The 19,488-nt window shown below is 44.7% G+C and carries 19 protein-coding genes; 16 read left to right on the top strand and 3 right to left on the bottom strand.

The annotated features are described in order from the left end of the window. The 4 genes from CH367_RS14585 (at position 1) to lmtA (ending at position 4,332) form a co-directional block, all read left to right on the top strand. Entirely contained in the window at positions 1-756 is a 756-nt protein-coding gene (locus CH367_RS14585) for an ABC transporter permease (protein ID WP_100763232.1), read from the top strand. Further along, on the top strand, positions 753-2,468 hold the full coding sequence (locus tag CH367_RS14580; protein WP_100763231.1) for a GldG family protein: 1,716 nt from the start codon (positions 753-755) through the stop codon (positions 2,466-2,468). The genes CH367_RS14585 and CH367_RS14580 overlap by 4 nt, the downstream gene beginning before the upstream one ends. After that, entirely contained in the window at positions 2,465-3,484 is a 1,020-nt protein-coding gene (locus CH367_RS14575) for a DUF4340 domain-containing protein (RefSeq protein ID WP_100763230.1), read from the top strand. Before CH367_RS14580 ends, CH367_RS14575 begins: the two co-directional genes overlap by 4 nt. Before the next feature lie 95 nt (positions 3,485-3,579). Beyond that, positions 3,580-4,332, top strand: a complete 753-nt coding sequence (lmtA, locus tag CH367_RS14570) for a lipid A Kdo2 1-phosphate O-methyltransferase (protein ID WP_100763229.1) — start codon at positions 3,580-3,582, stop codon at positions 4,330-4,332. Positions 4,333-4,621: 289 nt separating this feature from the next. On the opposite strand, the gene CH367_RS14565 is transcribed toward lmtA, so the two are convergent. After that, positions 4,622-5,446, bottom strand: a complete 825-nt coding sequence (locus tag CH367_RS14565) for an LIC_11490 family protein (protein ID WP_100763228.1) — start codon at positions 5,444-5,446, stop codon at positions 4,622-4,624. Between the two features lie 103 nt (positions 5,447-5,549). Here CH367_RS14565 and CH367_RS14560 point away from each other — a divergent pair, with 103 nt between their 5' ends. Next, positions 5,550-6,785 (top strand): hypothetical protein, encoded by a 1,236-nt coding sequence (locus CH367_RS14560; protein WP_100763326.1) that lies wholly within the window; start codon positions 5,550-5,552, stop codon positions 6,783-6,785. Then, complete coding sequence (locus CH367_RS14555; RefSeq protein ID WP_100763227.1) at positions 6,785-7,249, top strand: chemotaxis protein CheX; 465 nt, start codon at positions 6,785-6,787, stop codon at positions 7,247-7,249. Before CH367_RS14560 ends, CH367_RS14555 begins: the two co-directional genes overlap by 1 nt. Positions 7,250-7,451: 202 nt before the next feature. Here CH367_RS14555 and CH367_RS14550 read toward each other — a convergent pair whose 3' ends face one another. Both CH367_RS14550 and CH367_RS14545 read right to left on the bottom strand, forming a co-directional pair. Then, the gene (locus tag CH367_RS14550; protein WP_100763226.1) at positions 7,452-8,501 is read right to left on the bottom strand and encodes a tetratricopeptide repeat protein; all 1,050 of its coding nucleotides are present in this window, start codon (positions 8,499-8,501) and stop codon (positions 7,452-7,454) included. Next, on the bottom strand, positions 8,498-9,115 hold the full coding sequence (locus tag CH367_RS14545; protein ID WP_100763325.1) for an LIC_11485 family protein: 618 nt from the start codon (positions 9,113-9,115) through the stop codon (positions 8,498-8,500). The genes CH367_RS14550 and CH367_RS14545 overlap by 4 nt, the downstream gene beginning before the upstream one ends. A gap of 455 nt (positions 9,116-9,570) precedes the next feature. On the opposite strand from CH367_RS14545, the gene ccoN reads away from it, so the two are divergent. From ccoN to CH367_RS14490, 10 genes are all read left to right on the top strand, one after another. After that, positions 9,571-11,007, top strand: a complete 1,437-nt coding sequence (gene ccoN / locus CH367_RS14535; RefSeq protein ID WP_100763224.1) for a cytochrome-c oxidase, cbb3-type subunit I — start codon at positions 9,571-9,573, stop codon at positions 11,005-11,007. Then, positions 11,004-11,693 (top strand): cbb3-type cytochrome c oxidase subunit II, encoded by a 690-nt coding sequence (locus CH367_RS14530; RefSeq protein ID WP_100763223.1) that lies wholly within the window; start codon positions 11,004-11,006, stop codon positions 11,691-11,693. Before ccoN ends, CH367_RS14530 begins: the two co-directional genes overlap by 4 nt. Positions 11,694-11,700: 7 nt before the next feature. Further along, positions 11,701-11,847, top strand: coding sequence for a CcoQ/FixQ family Cbb3-type cytochrome c oxidase assembly chaperone (locus CH367_RS14525; protein ID WP_100763222.1), 147 nt, complete (start codon positions 11,701-11,703; stop codon positions 11,845-11,847). Between the two features lie 3 nt (positions 11,848-11,850). Beyond that, complete coding sequence (locus CH367_RS14520) at positions 11,851-12,384, top strand: cbb3-type cytochrome c oxidase N-terminal domain-containing protein (protein WP_100763221.1); 534 nt, start codon at positions 11,851-11,853, stop codon at positions 12,382-12,384. A gap of 86 nt (positions 12,385-12,470) precedes the next feature. Beyond that, entirely contained in the window at positions 12,471-13,805 is a 1,335-nt protein-coding gene (ccoG, locus tag CH367_RS14515; RefSeq protein ID WP_100763220.1) for a cytochrome c oxidase accessory protein CcoG, read from the top strand. Between the two features lie 12 nt (positions 13,806-13,817). Continuing rightward, positions 13,818-14,312 (top strand): FixH family protein, encoded by a 495-nt coding sequence (locus tag CH367_RS14510; protein WP_100763219.1) that lies wholly within the window; start codon positions 13,818-13,820, stop codon positions 14,310-14,312. Positions 14,313-14,317: 5 nt separating this feature from the next. Further along, the gene (locus tag CH367_RS14505) at positions 14,318-16,759 is read left to right on the top strand and encodes a heavy metal translocating P-type ATPase (RefSeq protein WP_100763218.1); all 2,442 of its coding nucleotides are present in this window, start codon (positions 14,318-14,320) and stop codon (positions 16,757-16,759) included. Then, complete coding sequence (ccoS, locus tag CH367_RS14500) at positions 16,756-16,956, top strand: cbb3-type cytochrome oxidase assembly protein CcoS (protein ID WP_100763217.1); 201 nt, start codon at positions 16,756-16,758, stop codon at positions 16,954-16,956. Before CH367_RS14505 ends, ccoS begins: the two co-directional genes overlap by 4 nt. Further along, the gene (locus CH367_RS14495) at positions 16,946-17,701 is read left to right on the top strand and encodes a sulfite exporter TauE/SafE family protein (protein ID WP_100763216.1); all 756 of its coding nucleotides are present in this window, start codon (positions 16,946-16,948) and stop codon (positions 17,699-17,701) included. Before ccoS ends, CH367_RS14495 begins: the two co-directional genes overlap by 11 nt. 83 nt (positions 17,702-17,784) lie before the next feature. After that, positions 17,785-19,482 carry a FapA family protein gene (locus tag CH367_RS14490; protein WP_165783301.1) on the top strand — a complete coding sequence of 566 codons (1,698 nt, stop codon included), beginning with the start codon at positions 17,785-17,787 and terminating at the stop codon, positions 19,480-19,482. Positions 19,483-19,488 lie beyond the last annotated feature (6 nt).

Below are 19,488 nucleotides of genomic sequence, written 5' to 3'. Positions count from 1 at the left end.
ATGAAACTTTCCGAATCGATCCGAAACTTTCTTTTCAACGTCCGAACGGTGTATTCGAAAGAAATTTCCGTTTATTTCAATTCTCCCGTGGGAACGATCTTCGCTTCGTTCTTCTTATTCTTAACCTCGTTTTTGTTTTTTTTCGGTTTGGGAGAAGGTTCTTTTTGGGATTTTAAATCCGCGAGTATGGAGGAATACTTTCTCTACGTTCCGGTTTTGTATGTGATCTTTATTCCGGCTCTTTCCATGCGGCTTTGGTCCGAGGAAGAACGTTCCGGAACCTTGGAAATTCTTTTCTCTCTTCCGTTGCGCGATTCGGAATTGGTTCTCGGAAAATTTTTTGCGGCTTGGAGTTTTCTAGGATTCGTTCTTTCCTTTACGTTTTTGATTCCGTGCACGATTTTTTATCTGGGCGATTTGGATTTTGGAACCGTCGTCGTAGGTTATCTTGGAATTTTTCTTTTGGGTGGAGCCAATCTCGCGGTCGGAAGTTTTGTTTCCTCTTTCACGAGAGATCAAATCGTTTCGTATCTGCTCGGTTTGATTTTCTGTCTCTTGTTTTTTCTGATCGGTTATAGACCGGTCCTTCAGTTTTTAGGAACGGGTTTAGGGAATGCCCTCGCCTTTCTTTCTCTTTCCAACCACTTCGAGCCGTTTCGATTGGGAATTCTGGACGGAAGAGAAGTTTTCTTTTACCTGAGCTTCATTCTATTTATGGTATATTCCAATGTCCTCATGTTGAGGTCAAAACGATGATTTTTCAAGCGAGAACGTTTTTAATTCGATTTAATAAAAATCCTTGGTTTTTGTTTTCCCAGGCTTTTCCCCTGTTTTTGCTTTTGAACGGAATCGTATCGAGGTTCGACTGCAAAAAAGATATCTCCGAATCGGGTCGATTTGAAATATCCCAAAGTACAAAGAACGTTTTCCAAAACCTCCATTCTCCCCTTTATATTGACGCCTATTATTCCTCTCAAATCCCGAGCGAATACAAAATCCGTTTGGATCTTACGAAAGAATTGTTAAGCGAAATGGCTTCCGTCGGAGGTTCGAACATCGTATTACGTTTTCATGATCCGGATTCCTCGGCTCAAGAACAAAAAAAGGCGAGCGAGGCGGGAATTCAACCTCAGATTTTGGAAAAGACGGAACGAGGTTCTTCTCAGATCAAACAGGTTTTTCTCGGACTCACTTTGACCCTGGGAACTCAAAAAGAAACACTCCCGGTCGCTTTTTACGCGGAAGAAATCGAATATCAAATCCTAACAACACTTCGAAAGATGATTCGAAAACCGGGCGACGCGGAAGTCGCCATTCTTTCCGTTCCCGGAAGTTTATCGCCCGTTTCTTCGGGACCGGCAATCGGAAAGGATACGATCGGAATTTTTACGAATCAGATTCTAAAAGAAGAATATGGAATTCTTCCCGAGATAAAACTCGAAGAGGAGGAAATTCCCGATTCGATTCGAACTCTGATCTGGATCGGAAGCGGGTTTCTTTCCGAAAGCACATCGTATCGGCTCGATCAGTTTTTGATGAAGGGCGGAAACCTAATTCTTCTTTATAAATCCATGGACTTTCGATTGGAATCCCCGAATCGGGAAGAAGGGCTCGGAATGGACGCGATCGGAGCCGGAATCGCCAAACCCGCTCCCGGCGTCGAGGAACAAAACAGTTTTTTTGAATATTATGGTTTTAGAATCAACACGGATCTTACATTCGACTTAAACCATTCCCTTTCGATCGGCTCCTTGATGGAAGTGGAGCCCGGAGTGATCGGAAGATACGCCTATCCTCCTTGGATCGTAGCTACGAATTCAGAAAAAATGTTAAGCGAAACGAATCCTTTTACAAAATCCTTCAAAGGTTTACTTCTTCCTTGGGTTTCAAGCGTGGATCTTTTCCCGGAAAAACAACCCAAGGTGAGAATGGAACCGATATTATTTTCTTCCGAGGAAGCGGAGATTCGTTCTTCGATCGTTGCATTAGGAGAAAAACAAATTTTTGCGACTCCGTTTCAAACAGGAACAAAAAGAATCGTTTTAGGCGCGGTTCTGGAAGGAAAATTCAAGAGCGCGTTTCCATCTGCGCCAAATCTCCCCAAAACATTCCAAAAAACGAATTTGTTTTTGAACGAAACGCCGGACGGAAAAACTTCCAGAATTCTCGCGATCGGATCCCCGTATCTCGTTTCCGATCTTTTGGTTTACCCGGAGACGAGGGAAATGTATCAGGAATCGAATATTCCGTTTTTATTAAACGCAATCGACATAAACAACGGAGATACGGACCTTATTCAGGTTCGAAGCAAAAAGTCGGCCTTTTTAAAACTAAAGCCGTTCACTCAAACGGAGAAAATCACATTCAGCTTTCTGAATCTTTTTGGAATTCCGCTTCTGATCGGATTATATACCTTTTTCAGAATCCGCCGTAGAAATTCTCCGCAAGGGGAAAGGAAAAAATCGTGAAAATTTTCGAGAGATTCTATGGCTTCTTACTCGGACTTTTTCGAGAAGAAACGGCCTTATTTTTGATTCTTTGCAATTTATTCTTAGGTGCGATTTACGTTTCCGTTTCCAATCCGTTCGGTTTTTTTCAAAAAAACTATCAAAACGCGGATCCATTCTTCCCTTTCAAAACCGAAGAAGTGGAAAGAATTCAAATCGGCAGAAAGGGACACGAAACCGTTTTACAAAGAACTGGTGAAACGTGGTCCGTTCGAATCCGAGAAACCCAAGCAAGACCGGACGTAAAAAAGATCGTGCCGTTTTTAAATTCCATATTAAGAATCCGTAAATTCACAAAAATTTCCGCTTCGTCCGACTCGTCCGATTTCGGTTTAAACGGAGAAGAATTAAAACTCGAAATCCAAAGTTCATCCGGGGAAATCGGCAGGTTGGATATCGGAGTCGGCGATCGTTCCTCAAGCGGAACCTTTGTCCGAATTCCGGAGACCGGAGAGGTTTGGCTCGTAGAAGAGGATCTCAATTTATTATCCGGAAGGGGCAACGAAAACTTTTTCTTTTCCGGCTTTCTCTTACCCGAAGAAACGAGTATTCAAGAAATTCATACTATTCTAATACAATCGACCGGCGAAAAAAACGTTCGTCTTGAAATCGAACAAGATTCACAGGGAAGATGGAGACCGATCGTAGTAAATCCTATTCTTTGTCCCGGGGAGGATTGTTCCGAAATCGTATCCAAAATTCTTTCTCTCAAAGCGGAACGAATCTTAAAAAAACCGTTTCAGGAAAAATCTATTCCGCTTTCACACAAAGATCGATTTCAAATCGAAATCCGTTTTGCCTCCGGCCGCGACGAGTCCTTGCATCTGGAATGGATCGGAAACACGAGCGGGAAGGAACCGATTTTTCGAGTCGATTCCGAACCAATCTTGTATGTGATCGATCCTAATTTTTTAAAGGATTTCGGAGACACAAGGCATCTCAGGGAATTCTTCCGCGAATCAAGCGATCCATTTTGACAAAAATCGGCTCCGAGAACCCTTTCGAATCTCTATTGACAGTTCAAGGGCCTCCAATTTCACTTCATAAGAAATCTAAAACGTAGGACGAAAGCATGGCTTTGATCGAAGAATTTGAATCTCAGGGGAATTTTCTATTTCGTTGGAGATCTTATATCCCCGGAACCATCTTGATTCTCTGCATCGGACTTTTGCCCTTCTATCAATTTCCAGGCAATTCTTATACCTATCATCTTTACTATCAGTCGATTTGTTTAGCGATCAGTCTTTTGGGACTTTTTGTTCGTTGTTTCGTGATCGGCTACGCGCCGGCGAGAACCTCGGGAAGAAATACCAAAGAACAAGTCGCGGACTTGGTGAACCAAGAAGGAATTTATTCTTTGATTCGCCATCCTCTGTATCTGGGAAATTTTCTGATGTATCTCGGAGCGGTTCTTTTCCTAAAGAACTTTTTAATCGCATCCGTTTTCATTCTTTTCTTCTGGGTATATTACGAAAGAATTATGTTCGCGGAAGAACAATTCTTGCGTAAAAAATTCGGAGAAGCTTATCTTTCCTGGGCAAACACGGTTCCCGCTTTTCTTCCGAAATTCAGCGGTTACAAAAAACCGGCTCTCGGATTTTCCATTCGCAATATCATCAAAAGAGAATATCCGAGTCTTTTCGGAATTTTAGTGATCTTCAGCGTTTTCGATCTGATCGCGGTTTATTTTAACGAGCCTGTGAGCAATCTTCTGGAAGCGATTCGTCTTCCACAGATCGTTTTGTTCGGTGGGGGTTTGGTTTTTTACGTTCTCGTGAGAATCATCGTTAAAACGACAAAACTTTTACATGTAGAGGGTCGCTAAACCTTAACTCAGTGAATGCCTCTCTACGAATCGGCATTCAGGGAGTGAAGCGGCTGAGTTTAACTGAACGACAGAAGTAGTTCGCGTTTGACTCAAAACGATCTTTAAAAGTCAAAACGAAAACGATCCATCTTGTCGGAACATTTCCGTCGAGATGGGTTTGACCTCATGCAGTTTTTCTGATATACGGAAAATGCGCGGAAAGGTTCCCACAAGGCCCACCTCCTCCACCCTAACTCGGGTGGGGGCCAGCAAGCGTTTCACTAAAAATCGTCGGTGAAAACTCTCCTCACCCCGAAAACGTCTGAGAAGAATTTTCCAAATACGATTTGAGATGATTCGTTTCTTTCGTAAAAAAAACGGGAACCGGATAGTTCGCCTTGGAAGGAATCAAAACGATCCCCTCGTCGAAAAAAAGTATCTTTTCGATTTCAGAAAAAGAATATTTATAACTGCTGTTCAACGCTTCGAAACAAAGAGAATCCCTACTCTCATTCAACTTGCCAGGCCCGACTCGTTTTAAACCCTTCAACTTGTCCGGACCCAATTCTTCTTTTTTGTTCGCGAGTCTTTCATAAGGAAGTTCTCGTCCTTGATCCAAATAAAGAATGCCTTCGATTTCAAATCGAATTTCTCTCACTTCTTCGGGACGCTTTTGTTCTCCGGCAAAGGAGAATTTAGGAGATTCTTCCAAAACCTCGATGCCAGACCCAGACTGCGATGAATGAGAGGAAATTTCCGTCTCCGAATATTCTTCCTCGATCGAAGAAACGTCTTCGTATTCGGGCGCCATAGAAAAAGACGAACTCGGTTCCGAAGAATGATTCTGTTTCGGAATTCTTCTGCCTTCCACAAAAAGACTTTCCAGATGTTTTTGTTTTTCGATTTGTTCCAGGCTCGGCGCGCGTTTGGAAGAGGCCAAAATTTCCGCACCTTTTCGGGCGTTGGGTCTTGAAATCAGATGTTCGTTTTCCGAGCCTGCGTTTCGAGGACCTCTGGAACCCGACTTAAATCCAAATCGGTCTCCGCCCGAAGAAGGATTCGGGTTCAGAGAGACATAGATAAAACAAAGAAGTCCCACGAGAATCAGTGCGATTGCGATAAAGAGCATCATTTTATGTATCTGTCGTTTGGGCGGGTTTCTGAAGCGTTTTTCTCACTTTTCTCCTTTACAGAAATATTCCTTCACAAACCCTTTCAAGTTTACAGATACAATCATGGAATTAGAAAACGTTTCTCTCAAAGACAAGATCATTCGCGCAGTCGTCGCATTCTTTCTTTTTATCCTTGTCGGTGGTTTGATCATCACCTTTCTTCCGGGAGACGCCGAAAAAAGCTTTTTCGACGTGATCTCCGGTCGTTCCAATCTCAACGCCGGACGAATCGGCGAATTCTCCATTCCGATGGACTATTATCAGGCGGCTCGAAGAGATTGTTTCTTTCAATACAGAAATATCGCCCCTTCTCTCGCGGAAGATCCTTCTACGCTTCAATCCTGTGCGTTTCAGACGATTCGCAGTTTGGTAGTAACACAGCAGATCGCGTCGGCGACCGGATTCTCCGTTTCCGAAACCGGAATTAGGGAAGAACTTTCCGACGAAGCCCGTAGAATTTACAGAGAATCCGTAAATGGCGCGGGATATTCCGACGAGGATGTTCGTAAACCGGAAGCGATTTATAAGCAGATCTTAAACTCGGCTCCGATGCAGTACAGAATCGATCGTAAGAATGCGAGCGGTTTGTATGATTCTCTTTTAAACTCGGATCTTAAAAAGACCGATGGGGAAATCGCACTTCAAAAAGAATCCACTTCTGCCCGGGTTCAGCTAAGAATCGTCACTTATACCGACGACCAACTTTCTAAACTCGCGGAAAAAGAAGCTCCGATTTCCGACGAAGTTCTTCGTGCCAAATACGAAAACGAAAAGAAAGACGGGAAACTTCCTAAAAATAAGGACGGAAAGGAAGTCAGCTTCGAGGAAAGAAAAAATTTCCTAAAAAGCAAACTCCTTTTGGAAACCCGTTCCAAATCTCAGGATGAATGGAAGGGAAAACTCCAAAACCTTCAGCAGGAGCCGGATGGACTTCAAAAGATCGCTACCCTGTTAGGTGTAACCGTTCAGGATTTCAAGGACCAATCCCTGTTGAACCTCTGGGAACTGAAGTCCGGAAACCAGAACATTCGACTCGGAAACAATACCCAGTTCCTTAAAGATTTGACAACCGTAGCATTTGGGTCTAAAAAAGTCGGCGGCCCTTACAGAGAATCCGAAAAAAATGTTTTTGTAGAATTCGCTTCCTTGGAAATCGATTCGTCTAAAATCAATAAATCCCAGGGACCCGATTTGAGAGACAATCCGAACCTGATGAATGGGTTCGTTATGGAAATCAGTCAGGCGCTTCAGGAAAAATACCCGATTGAACGAAGGATCGGTCAAAAGGCAGAAGAATAATGCAAATCCGGGCTGAACTGGTAAATCCCTTTCTCGAAGCCGCAACGATCGTTTTTAGAGACGTTTTGAAAACGGATTTAATCCGTGGGAAGATCGGAATCAAGGACAGCGCAGAAACCAATCTCGAACTTTCGATTGTGATCGGCGTGATCGGAACCTTCAACGGAGAAGTCGTGTATGGACTCAATTACGACGCGGCTTATAAGATTGCTGGGGTTCTAATGCCCGGAATGAGCGAACAGGATATCAAAAACGAGTACAAGGATATCCTGGGTGAGATCGCGAATATGACCACTGGGAATGCGATGAATATCTTCGCAAGCTCGGGTCAGTCGATCGAAATTACCGCACCGAACATCATCGATTCCAAAAACGAAACATTAAAGATTGCTAAAAAACCTTCCTTGGGAATCAGCTTGTTTTCCAGATTTGGAAAATTGGACGTAAACGTTTCTCTTACTTGAGTGAACTTGATCTTGGAACGTGACCCATAGGGGCGTTCCCTGAGTTTAGAGAGCATTCTGCTAGGTTAAGGCGATCTGCCAAATTACCCTCAACAAAAAAAGACCGGACATCTAAGTCCGGTTTTTTTATTCCATAAGAATTCTTGAATATTCCCCTTATGCAAGCGATCGCATCTTTGAAAATTTTAGAATTTAGAAATCCTCAATAATATCTGCGCTTTAAAATCCGACGAAGTTCTTTTACAAAGGGAGAATCTTCGGAAGCTTCCGGATTCATTCGATTGAGATATGCTTTCGCCCAATTTTCAGCCTCTTCGTATTTACCTTGATCTCCGTAGATTCTTGCGATCATAGTAACCGCCTTTTCAAGCTGATCCTTTTTAGGATCGAGTTCGGGTTTTTTCTGAAGCAGTTTAACCAGTTGTAAAAGATATCTTCTTCCCGAATCCTTTCGATCGGTGGAGGACAACATTTCACCCAAGGAAAGAAGAGAGATGCTCTGAAAATTCTCGGGCGCTTCGGTGATGATTTTTAGATATTGAGTTTCCGCTTCGGGAATTTTTCCGTTTCCTCGAAGAGCTCTTGCTACCTCGAAGATGGCCTTCCACTTTTCATCCTCGGAATCGATCTGTTCCGTGATCGCGTTTGAATCGTTTGAACTTTCCGCGGTCAACCTTGCGTCTTCCAATCTGGACGCGTTCGCCGACTTTCCTTGCCCGCCCGATTGATTGAATTCGGTCTTCGCATTGTTTCTCTGATTTTCTCTCAGACGTAAAAGCCCTTTTTTGTAGCCGCTTTCGGAAGGATCTTCCTTCTTTTTATCTTTTTTCTTTTTCAGACTCGACTTTTCCGAATTGGGAAGAGTGGTCTTTGTCGCGGGTTTTGCGGATTCTTGCTCCGATATTTCGGAGTTCCCCGAAGACGCAACTTCCACGGAAGAATCGGCCCCGGATTTCTCCGTAGAACCGGACTCCGCGGAACCCGAAGCAGAAACGTTAGTCGCCTTTGTTTCCGATTGGGAATTTGAATTCGGATTTGTTCCCGAGCCTTCGTTCTTTTCCGATGGAATCGAAGCGGAAGGATTTCCGCTCGCGGTTTCTTTTGTTTTCTCGTCTGCGGAAGCGCTTTCACCAAGGGGAGTTCCCAATTCTTCCGGGAACGGAAGGGGCATATCCGCAAATAAACCATTCGTAAAAACGAATGTAGAAAGAATCAAAACAAAGAAACGTTTCGAAGAATGGATCGACTTCATCTAGGTTCGAGAGTTCCTTTATTGGAATTGTTTTTCGGGGGTCGCATCAAACTAGGGCGATCCTGGTTGGACGAATTGTGATTGCCTCGATCGGGTGAAATTGTTCCCGGATCTTCCAGGTTTCGATTCGAATCGGGCGTTCTTCCTCTGTCTTCCGTCGGAAGAGCGTCGGATTCCGTAGGAAGTTTCGGCGTTCCCACCCCTTCTCTACGTCCATCTCTCAACGGATCTTTTCCTTCCGATCGATCGGATTCCGGTAGAAGTCCGCTTTTCGGTTTTTCCCTTTCATACCGATCGATTTCGAGACCGGAAGATTCTCCCGTAATGGAAAGATCCGGATCGCTGTAACGGATGGATCTGCGTTTACGATTATAATTTCTTTCTATATCTTCCAAGAACAACGCCTTACGATCCAATTCCTTCGCTTGATCGTCGAAGGCCGCGCCTTCTTTTCCTCTTTGAATTCCGATCAAAACCGCGAGTGAAACTCCCAAGACCGCCAGCGAAAGTCCCGTATACAAAAGCGTTTTTTGAACTTGAGGAGGAAGATTCCGAGACAGACTGTCTATCGACGAAAATCCGGACTGAAGTTTATCTTTAAAATTGAGATCCATCGTTTTAAGTTTCGGTCGTTTTCCCAATTCTACCGATAAAGAGAAAATTCTCGATCGGTTTTTTTGATCCTAAATTTTTTACGACTTCGGTTCTCAGGCGCCAAAATACGCATTTTAAGGGCTGGAACAAATCATAAAACGGGAAAGACACGGTATCCATTCGCTGGTTCTCATTCTGAGAAGGAATCTCAGATTGTATCGGCATCGGAGCGACCATACTCCGATCTTCCTTTTTTAACTCAACTCCAAGCGAATTCCCAAAACTTGATTTTTATCATGCTCTTGAAACGCGGAATGCCGTTCGGATTTGTTCCATTCTCAAGTCGGTTTAAATATAAGGTTAAACCGTAGACCCGATCAATATCTTATATTCAATTTTATTAAATTATAATTGGGTAATGATCCGAATCGCGGTTTAATTCAGAAGGAAAAATCGAATCAGGAGACAAAATCTCATGAGCCAAACGAACGCCAAATACAACGATTCCATCGTAAAAGGGTTCATCATATCGGCTATGGTTTGGGGAGTCGCTTCCATGTTAGTGGGAGTTCTCGCCGCTTTTCAAATGGTTTTTCCGGAGTTGAACTTCACACAGTATTTCACCTTCGGTAGAATCAGACCCTTACACACCAACGCGGCGATTTTCGGTTTCGCGTTGAGCATTATATTCGCGACAGCCTATCATCTTATCCAAAGACTTTGCCGGGTAAGAATCTGGAGCGATTCCTTAGCAAAGATCCACTTTGTTCTCTACAATTTAACGATCATTCTCGCGGCGATCACTCTTCCTCTGGGTCTCAATCAATCCAAGGAGTATGCGGAGTTGGAATGGCCTCTCGATCTTTTGATCGTGGTTTGGTTCGTGATCTTCATCGTGAACTTCTTCGCGACCATCTTTACGAGAGAGGAAAAACAACTCTACGCGGCGATCTGGTTTTATATCGCTTCCTTCGTTACGGTTCCGATTCTTTTTATCGTGAACAACCTTTCGGTTCCCGTGGGACTCGGTAAATCCTACTCGGTCTTCTCGGGAGTTTACGACGCGAACATCCAGTGGTGGTACGGTCACAACGCGGTGGCGTTCGTGTTAACGACTCCGTTTCTGGGACTGATGTATTACTACTTTCCGAAACATATCAAACAACCCATCTACAGTCATAGATTGTCGATCATCCACTTCTGGTCTTTGATCTTCATCTATATTTGGGCGGGTCCTCACCACTTGCTCAACACTCCTCTTCCGGAATGGCTTCAAACCACGGGGATGGCTTTCTCCATCATGTTGTGGATGCCTTCTTGGGGCGGAATGCTCAACGGATTCCTAACGTTGACTCAAGCGAAGGAGAAAATCAAAACCGACGCTCTTCTCAAGATGATGCTCGTGGGAATCACATTCTACGGTATGTCGACCTTCGAAGGTCCTCTTCTTTCCATTCGTTCCATCAGCGCCCTAGGTCACAACACGGATTGGATCGTGGGTCACGTTCATTCCGGAACCTTAGGTTGGGTGGGAATGATGTCCTTCGCCGCGATCTATTATCTGGTTCCGAGACTTTGGAACGCGAATTTATATTCCGAAAGATTGGCGAACGTTCACTTCTGGCTCGCGACCTTGGGAATTCTTCTTTATATCGTTTCGATGTGGGTTTCGGGAATCACCGAAGGTTCCATGTGGAGAGCGATCGATTCCAAAGGATTTCTTCAATATCCGAACTGGGTTCAGATCACCGAGGTTCTTAAACCGTTCCGTTTTGCAAGAGGGGTTGCGGGAGCGATTTATCTGAGCGGAGTTTTCGTGATGATCTATAACGTAGTGAAGACGATCCAATCCTCCGGTTCCGGATTTCAGGAAACGGATTTAAGAGTGAAAGAACAAGGAGGAAACGTATGAAATTATTCGACATTCTTCTCACTTGGTTTTCGGGCTTTACCGAAAAATGGGAAAAACAAGGAGTTAAGTTCACCGTTTATACAACGATCGCGGTTTTGATCGGAGGTATCTTCGAACTCATTCCTCCGTTTTTTATTTCGAGAACCGCGGTTCCGATTCAAGGTGTTACACCATTCTCCCCTTTGGAACTCGCAGGAAGAGACATCTATCAAAAGGAAGGTTGCAACAACTGTCATACTCAGATGATTCGCCCGTTCAAATGGGAAGTGGATCGTTTTGATCCTTCCAAATCTTTCGGAAGAGACGGTTATTCGAAAGCGGGAGAATTCGTTTACGATCATCCGTTTCTCTGGGGCTCCAAAAGAACCGGTCCGGATCTCGCTCACGAATCTCAGATTCAACCTTCGTATGCTTGGCATAAGACTCACTTAATCAATCCGAGAGACACTTCTCCCGGTTCGGTGATGCCCGCCTATCCGTGGTTATTCGACGAAGGTTCCAAGCTGAACGCGGAAGAGATCGTAAATCACATGAAAGGTCTTTCCAAAGTCGGCGTTCCTTATACGGACGCGGATTATCTTTCCGTTCCCAAGGAACTGGAAGGTAAGTCGGAAGGAGACGCACTCATCGCGTATCTTCTCAAACTCGGAAAGGACACCGCGGCTCTTTCCAAATCCATTCAGTGAGGTTCATATGGAATTAGAACTGATTCAAATCTACAAGTTCGCAAGACTTCCGATTCTTGTGATGGCGATCGCGCTCATCACCGCTTACGTCTACAATCGTAAACGAAAACAAGAGATGGAAGAACCCAAGTTTAGAATGCTCGAGGAGGACTGATCGATGACTCATGATTCAAATAAGGATTTCGACGGAATCAGACAAGAGGATAATCCCCTACCGGCATGGTGGCAATGGATCTTCGTAATCTGTATCGTCGTGGCCGTAGGGTATTCCGTTTATTTTCATAAATATTCGAATTGGCCTCAGGACCTTGCCTACGAATTGGAAGTAAAGGAACACGAAGCGAAGTTTCCAAAGGAAGTTGCGGTGACTTCGAACGACGGAAGCAATCCGTTTCGTGGAAACTCTAACGCGATTGCGGAAGGAGAAAAAACCTTCAAAACGATCTGCGCCGCGTGCCACGGACCGACCGGACAAGGTTTAGTCGGACCGAGTCTGATGGACAAAGAATGGATTCACGGTTCCAGCGATTTACAAGTTTATGAAAACATAATGAAGGGAATCGCAGTGGACAAAACGAAACTGGGAAGAGGTCCTATGCCTCCGCATGAGAATTCTCTCGGTTCAGAAAAAGTGTATCAAGTGATGGCTTGGCTTGCTTCTCAAAACGCAAGTCTCAAGGCGTCTCGTTAATCAATGATTTCGCTCCGGAAAAAATACGAGAAAAGAATCGAAAGAACTTTCCGTTTTTTTCCGGAGACCACACAAGGAGGACTTTTGTGGTCATCTCCAGACACATTTCAGGTAAGATTCGCTCCGCAAGATACCTGGTAGAAGCGGTCTTAGTTCCGTTTTATCTTTTCCTTCCCTGGTTGCGCTGGGGAGAACATCCTCTGATCCGGCTCGACATACCCGGAAGAAAATTTTATCTACTCGGCAACATATTCACGCCTCAAGAAGGTCTTTATCTACATCTTTTTTTAATCGGAATGGGTTTGTCCCTATTCTTCTTTACCACATTGATCGGAAGGGTTTGGTGCGGTTGGGCCTGTCCTCAGACGGTGTTCACCGATCTTTTCGATCTCATCGGAAGAACCGTTCTCGGATCCAAATACGGAAAAAAAGACGCTCCTCTTTGGCGTAAGATATTGGTTCATAAACTTTGGATCCTGATCAGCGTGATCGGTTCTCTCGCCTGGGTTTCCTACTTCGCGGATCCATACGAAATGATAAGCGACATTCGGTCGGCTTCGTTTTTTATATCTCCTCCGGTTTGGATCTATTTCACTCTCTTTTTTACGATGACCTTATACCTGGACATGGCATTTGTACGGGAACAATTCTGTAAATACGCCTGTCCTTACGCGAGATTTCAAACCGTGATGATGGACGGCGATTCCGTCAACGTAACCTACGACTATCAAAGAGGAGAACCCAGAAGAAAAGCCGGAACACAAGTCGGCGACTGCACGGCGTGTAATCTGTGTTTGGTGGTATGCCCGACCGGAATCGATATCCGAGAAGGTGTGAACGTGGGTTGTATCGCCTGCGGTAAGTGTGTGGACGCTTGCACAAAAACGATGGGGAAAGAAGGTAAAAAAACCTTGATCGGATATATGTCCGAGAATCAGGCGAAACAACACGGAGTTAAGGTGCGTTGGATACGTTCCAGAAGTGTAATATACGGTTTTCTGCTTTTTTGTGTGCTCGTGACTTCGACGGTCCTTCTTTACAACCGGGTTCCATTGTATGCGAACATTCTTCCCGATCGGATCATACAACCGATGGAAATCCCGGGCGGATTGGTCCGAAACTTCTACAACGCTCAACTTCTGAATCTGACATTCGAAAACAAATCCTTAAACGTCGCCGTCGAGAAGAGCACTCTCCATTCTCCGGTTCATATTCTTTTGGGAGGAACGGAAATTCCTTCCTTCTCCGTGGAAGCGAACAGCACCGAGGATTTTAGAATCATCTTGGAAACGAACGCTCAAACGGAGGATCGCACAAAAACCTCGCACCAGATCACTCTGAAAATTACGGATTCCAAAAATCCGAAATACATGATTACGAAAACGATACCGTTTCGGATTCCGATAACGGATTCGAATTAAAGGAAGAATCTTATGGCGCTACACAAAAGTATGAAACTCGCGTTCGCTTGGATTTGGATCGCGTTTATAGCTCTGATCGCGGCGACCGTCGTCACGATCCGATACGCGAACACCGGTTATACGGGACCGATCGAAAAAGAATATTACGAAAAAGGATTGAACTACGAAAAGTCGATTCTCGAACAAAGAAAAATGCTCGCGGAAGGATATTCTTACGAAAGTATTTTGTTCTCGCCAAACGACGGTTTAAAGATAGGAAAAAATCCGATTCTCATCCGGTTTCAGAAATCTGGAGTTCCGGTTTCGAACGCAAAACTGATCGTTCAAATCGAAAGATCCGCGACGGATCAATACAATCAAACCGTAACATTGGTAGAAGACCCGAAGAACCGGGGAACATACTCGGGGCTTCTTGAATTTCCGGAAAGCGGACGTTGGATTCTCAGTTTGAAAGGGGAAACGTCCGGAAGAATTCTCGAAAAAACACAGGATTTGAATATTCAATAATCTGCATGGAAACTTTGACGAAAATCGAGGCTCGTTGTTATCACTGCAACACCCCCATTCGCTCCGAAAAGGAAACGATCTACGGAGAATTGAAGGGAAATCGGGAGGCGTTTTGTTGTTCCGGTTGCAGATCGCTCGCAACCTTGCTCGTGGAAAACGGTCTGACTCGTTTTTACGATCTAAGAGGCTCCGAAACCTTGGAGCCGGTGTCCGGAAGCAAACTCGAAAGAGAGGATCTCGAAACGGAATCCGTCTATGAGGAATATGTAATCCAAAAAGAAAATGGAAATTACGAAACCTCGATCACCATCGGCAAAATTCATTGTTCCGCCTGTGTATGGTTAAACGAAAAGGTTCTTTCCGACCAGGAAGGGGTTCTGGAAACGAGAATCAACTTCGCGACGGGAAGAATGAAACTCGTCTATGACAAAAATCGAATCGATCTGAATCGGATCTTTGCGATCATCCGTCAAATCGGTTACGAACCTTCTCTATATTCTCCTTTAAAAGCGGAAAACAAGGTCAGTCTTTTTTCCAAAGACCTTTTTTTGAGAATGGCCCTCGCGGGTTTTTCTTGGGGAAACATCATGCTTTTCAGCATCGGTTTGTATGCGGGATACTTCACGGGAATCGAAATCGAATTCAAACGTTTGTTTCATTACGTTTCTTGGATATTCGCTACGCCGGTCTATCTCTATTCGGGGTATCCGTTTTACAAAGGAGCGATCGAGTCCGTCAAAAGAAGAATCTTGTCGATGGACACTCTTCTTTTTTCGGGAGTATCCCTCGCCTACTTCTACAGCGTCTACGTAACGTTAAGCGACAAGGGAGAAGTTTACTTCGACTCGGTCTGTACGATTTACTTTTTCATTCTGATCGGAAAATTTTTAGAATCCGCGATCCGCTTGAAAGCCGGAAGAAAGATCGGAGAACTTTTATCCACTCTTCCCGAAGAATATACGATCCTCCAAAACGGAACGGAAGTTTCTTTGTCTCCGAGTAAAATTAGAAAAGAAGATTCCATTCTTTTAAAAAGCGGAAACAGGGTTCCCGTAGACGGAATCTTAGAATCGGAAATTGCGTATTTCGATGAATCCTTTCTCACGGGAGAATCCAAACCGGTCACACACAAATCCGGAGATACGATCTTATCCGGTTCTCTTTGTTTGAGTTCGAACGTCCTCCTCACGGCGACCACAACCGCAAAAGAAAGTACGTTGTCGCGGATTTCCTCATTGATCGAAACGTCCTTACAAGCGAAACCGGGAATCCAAAGAACCACGGACAAATTCTCCACGTATTTTATACAAGCGGTTCTTCTCATTGCACTTTCCACTTTTTGTATATACGGTTTTTATTATGGTGATTGGGAAAAGGCAGTTCTCAATACGATCAGCGTGTTGATCGTTGCCTGCCCTTGCGCGCTCGGGCTTGCCGTTCCCGCCGCGTATGTGGTCAGCAATCTCCTCCACGGTTCCAAAGGAATTCTTGTCAAGAACCCGGATTCTCTGGAAATCCTGAGCCGTGCGGATCGTATCTATTTCGACAAAACCGGAACCTTGACCCATGGAAAATTATCGATCCAAGAAGAATGGTTCTTAAACCCGGAAGACAGATTCAAACTCTATTCGATTTTGATTTCTATGGAATCGAAATCAACACATCCGCTCGCGATCAGCCTTAAAAAAGAAATCGAAAGAAGAATGGATTCCTCGGGAGAACAAGCGACTCCGATCGTCTGGAAAGAATTGAAGGAAATCCCCGGAAACGGAATCGAGGCGACCGCGTTAGACGAAACAACAACGTATCGAATCGGAAACCGAAATTTCGTCACAAAAGGACAAAATCCCCAGGATGGAAAGATCCATCTTGGAAAAGAAGGACGGATTCTCGCGAGTTTTTCACTGGAAGATACGGTTCGACCCGAAGCCGAATCCACGATCCAAAAACTCAAAACGGCGATCCGATTTTTAGGAATTCTTTCCGGAGATTCCAAATCCAACGTGGAAAATCTCGCGCATAAAATAGACATTCAACATTCTTTATATGAATTGAAACCCGAAGAAAAGCTGAGAGTGATCCAAAAGGCGCAATCCCATGGCGAAACCGTCGTGATGGTCGGGGACGGGATCAACGATTCCGCTTGTTTGGCCGCCGCCAACCTGGGAGTTTCCATGGGAATCGCATCCGATCTCTCCATAGACAAATCGGATCTCGTATTACTTTCCAATCGTCTGGATTCTCTCGTATCGGCGGTGCAGATCTCCAAAAAAACGAGAAGGATCATATTTCAGAACATTCTAATATCCTTAACTTACAATTCCGTAATGCTCCCCTTGGCCGCGTTCGGATTTATGCTTCCGGTGATCTGCGCCGGGTTTATGACCTTGAGTTCGCTTTCCGTCGTCCTAAATTCCATCTCTTTACAATGGAGAACCAAACTATGAACGCTTTGTATCTAACGATTCCGATGGCGATGTTGATCGCACTCGGCGCACTTGTGGTATTTTTCTGGTCTTTGAAGTCCGGCCAATACGAGGATATCGAAGGACCGAAATACAGAATGTTGTTCGATGACGACGACGAGGAAAAAACTCCGCACGTTCGAGGCATTCAAGCCAAAGGAGATTCTCATGCAAACTGAACTGATATTCACGACGATTTCGGTCGCGTTCATCCACGGGATCACGAGTTCCCTGCATTGTCTCGGAATGTGCGGCCCCTTTGCGGGAACGCTCAACCTAGCGGGCGAGGATCGAAAATTCAGACTGAACCTTTTCTACAACCTAGGAAGATTCCTTTCCTATTCCGCGTTAGGCGCCATCTTCGGGTTTATCGGATCGGGTCTCAATCTCGCGGGAAGTCTTGTTTCTCTTCACGAGTTTGCCGCGGTCGTTTCCGGAATTTTTATCGTAATCTTCGGCTTAAGTCTTTTTCAAAACGCAAGCCCCGAACGATCCGGACTTTATCAAAAAATTCTTAACAAATTTGCGGGATCGCTCGTAACCTCCCTCAAACAAGGGAAAAATCTTTCCGGAGCATCTCTTGCATTCGGAATGGTCACCGGACTTTTGCCCTGCGCCGTATTGTATCCCGCGTTCAGTTTGGCGCTTGCGACCGGAAACGTTGGAACCGGTTCGCTCGTGATGTCTTCTTTCTTTTTGGGAACTTTTCCCGCGTTGTTTCTTTTCGGAATCGGGTTTAGAAAACTCGTTTTAAAACTTCCCTCGAGTTCGATCCGATTCGGGGGAATCGCGGTGATCCTGATCGGCATTTCGATGATCTTCTTTCGAATGAACCACAATCACGGAGATCACGAACATTCCTCGAATCCGGAAAAAATCGAATGGAATTCTTCCCAAAGCGGGGAACATTCTCACCATCACTGACGAAAAATCTTTCCAAACATTCAAGTTTTTCCGGGAGATTTCGATTGTAAAAAGGGACAATGATTTCTACACTGAAACCCCGGATGAGCGACTCTCTCAAGAATTTCACGGATTCCCTTTTAAAGGATCTGGAAGAAAACGAGAACGGATTCTTCAAAATCGAAAATGAAGACGGCCTCGCTTATCTTTCCGTTTTTCCCGCGGGCAAAAAAGGAAAGGCGGTCGATCCCAAAGAAATTCTAAGAAGAATCGAACTCTTTCAAATCACCGAAGCCTCTCCCACAGTCGTCAAAGAACTCGTTTCAAAATCGGACGGGCTCTCTCATCTCATCGGAAAGTGGCCGGGTAAACCCGAAAGTTCGAGAATCGAAATCGAAATTCCCGAAGATCGGATGAAAGCATTTCTGATCTTTCATCCTCCCAAATACGGAGGAAGAATTCTAAATACGGAACAGATTCAGGAATCGATTCATCTGAGAGGAATTCAATTCGGCATTCATAAGGAAGTTATAGATCGTATTTCGGAAGAGCCGGAGTACGGAAAAAAAATTCTCATCGCGGAAGGCGCTCCTCCGATTCCGGGTAAGAATGGCGACATTCGAATCTTATTCATTCATCCAGCGACTCCCCAACTCGAAGAAGACGAATACGGAAGAGTAGATTTTAAGAATATTCAAATTATTCAAAGTGTTGCGAAAGATCAAAAACTCGCCGAAAAAATTTCACCCGTACCCGGCAAGGAAGGAAAAAACGTAATGGGAGAAATTCTTCCCTACGATCCGGGCAAGGAAGCGGAATGGAAACTCGGAGCCAACGTTAGACTCTCTACGGACGGAAGTACGGTTCATTCTTTGATCAGCGGAAGACCGATTCTGGATCGTCAAGGAACGATCCGAGTCGACGAGGTTTGTCATCTCGAGAACGTGGATTTTTCCACGGGCAACGTTAGTTTTCCGGGAACCATCATCGTGGAAGGTTCGATCGCGGACGGTTTCACCTTGGAAACGGAAGGATCCATCATTGTAAAAAAATCCGTGGGAAAAGTTTTTCTCAAAGCGGGCGGCGACGTAGTTTTGTCCGGCGGTTTTATGGGAAGAAACGGAGGTCTCATCGAATCCGGCGCGGATATATACACAAGATTCGTCGAACAAGGAAGATTGATTTCCAAAAACACGATCTTTATCGAAGAAGCATCCATGCATTCCGAACTCGTCGCGGGCGAATCTGTGGTCATTCGCGGAGGAAGGGGAGAATTGATTGGAGGCAGTTGTGTCGCCGGCAAGTCCGTCATCTGCACCAAGTTAGGCGCCATCGCCGAAACAAAAACTTCGGTTTCGGTGGGAATCCGTCCCGAACTTTTGGAAGACTTGGAAAAACTCAGAGCCGAGGTCCAAAAGAATCAGGACATTCTTAAAAAGGTGGAACTCAGTCTCGTAAAACTGAACGAGGATTCCCAAAGAAGACAACTCACAACCGAAGAAAAAGAAAGCCTTCCCAAACTCTCCGCGATCAAACAGAAATATTCAGGAATTCTAAACAACCTTCTCGGTCAAGAACAGTCGATGATTATGGGATTCGAACCCGACAAAGATTCTTACGTGGAAGTGGAACAGGAGATTTTTCCCGGTGTGGATATCTATCCCGGAAAGGGAAAAAACTTCAAGGTTCGTTTGAAGGAAATCCCCGGACCTTCCTTCGTATTTTTAGGAAACGACGGTAATCCGCAGATCACAAAGGTTCGACCAAAACGTCTCGGACTTTTACAAGAAGACAACGGATAAAAAGAT

The sequence above is a fragment of the Leptospira barantonii genome (assembly GCF_002811925.1).
Lineage (GTDB): Bacteria > Spirochaetota > Leptospiria > Leptospirales > Leptospiraceae > Leptospira > Leptospira barantonii.
This window is presented reverse-complemented; position numbering and strand designations above follow the sequence as displayed.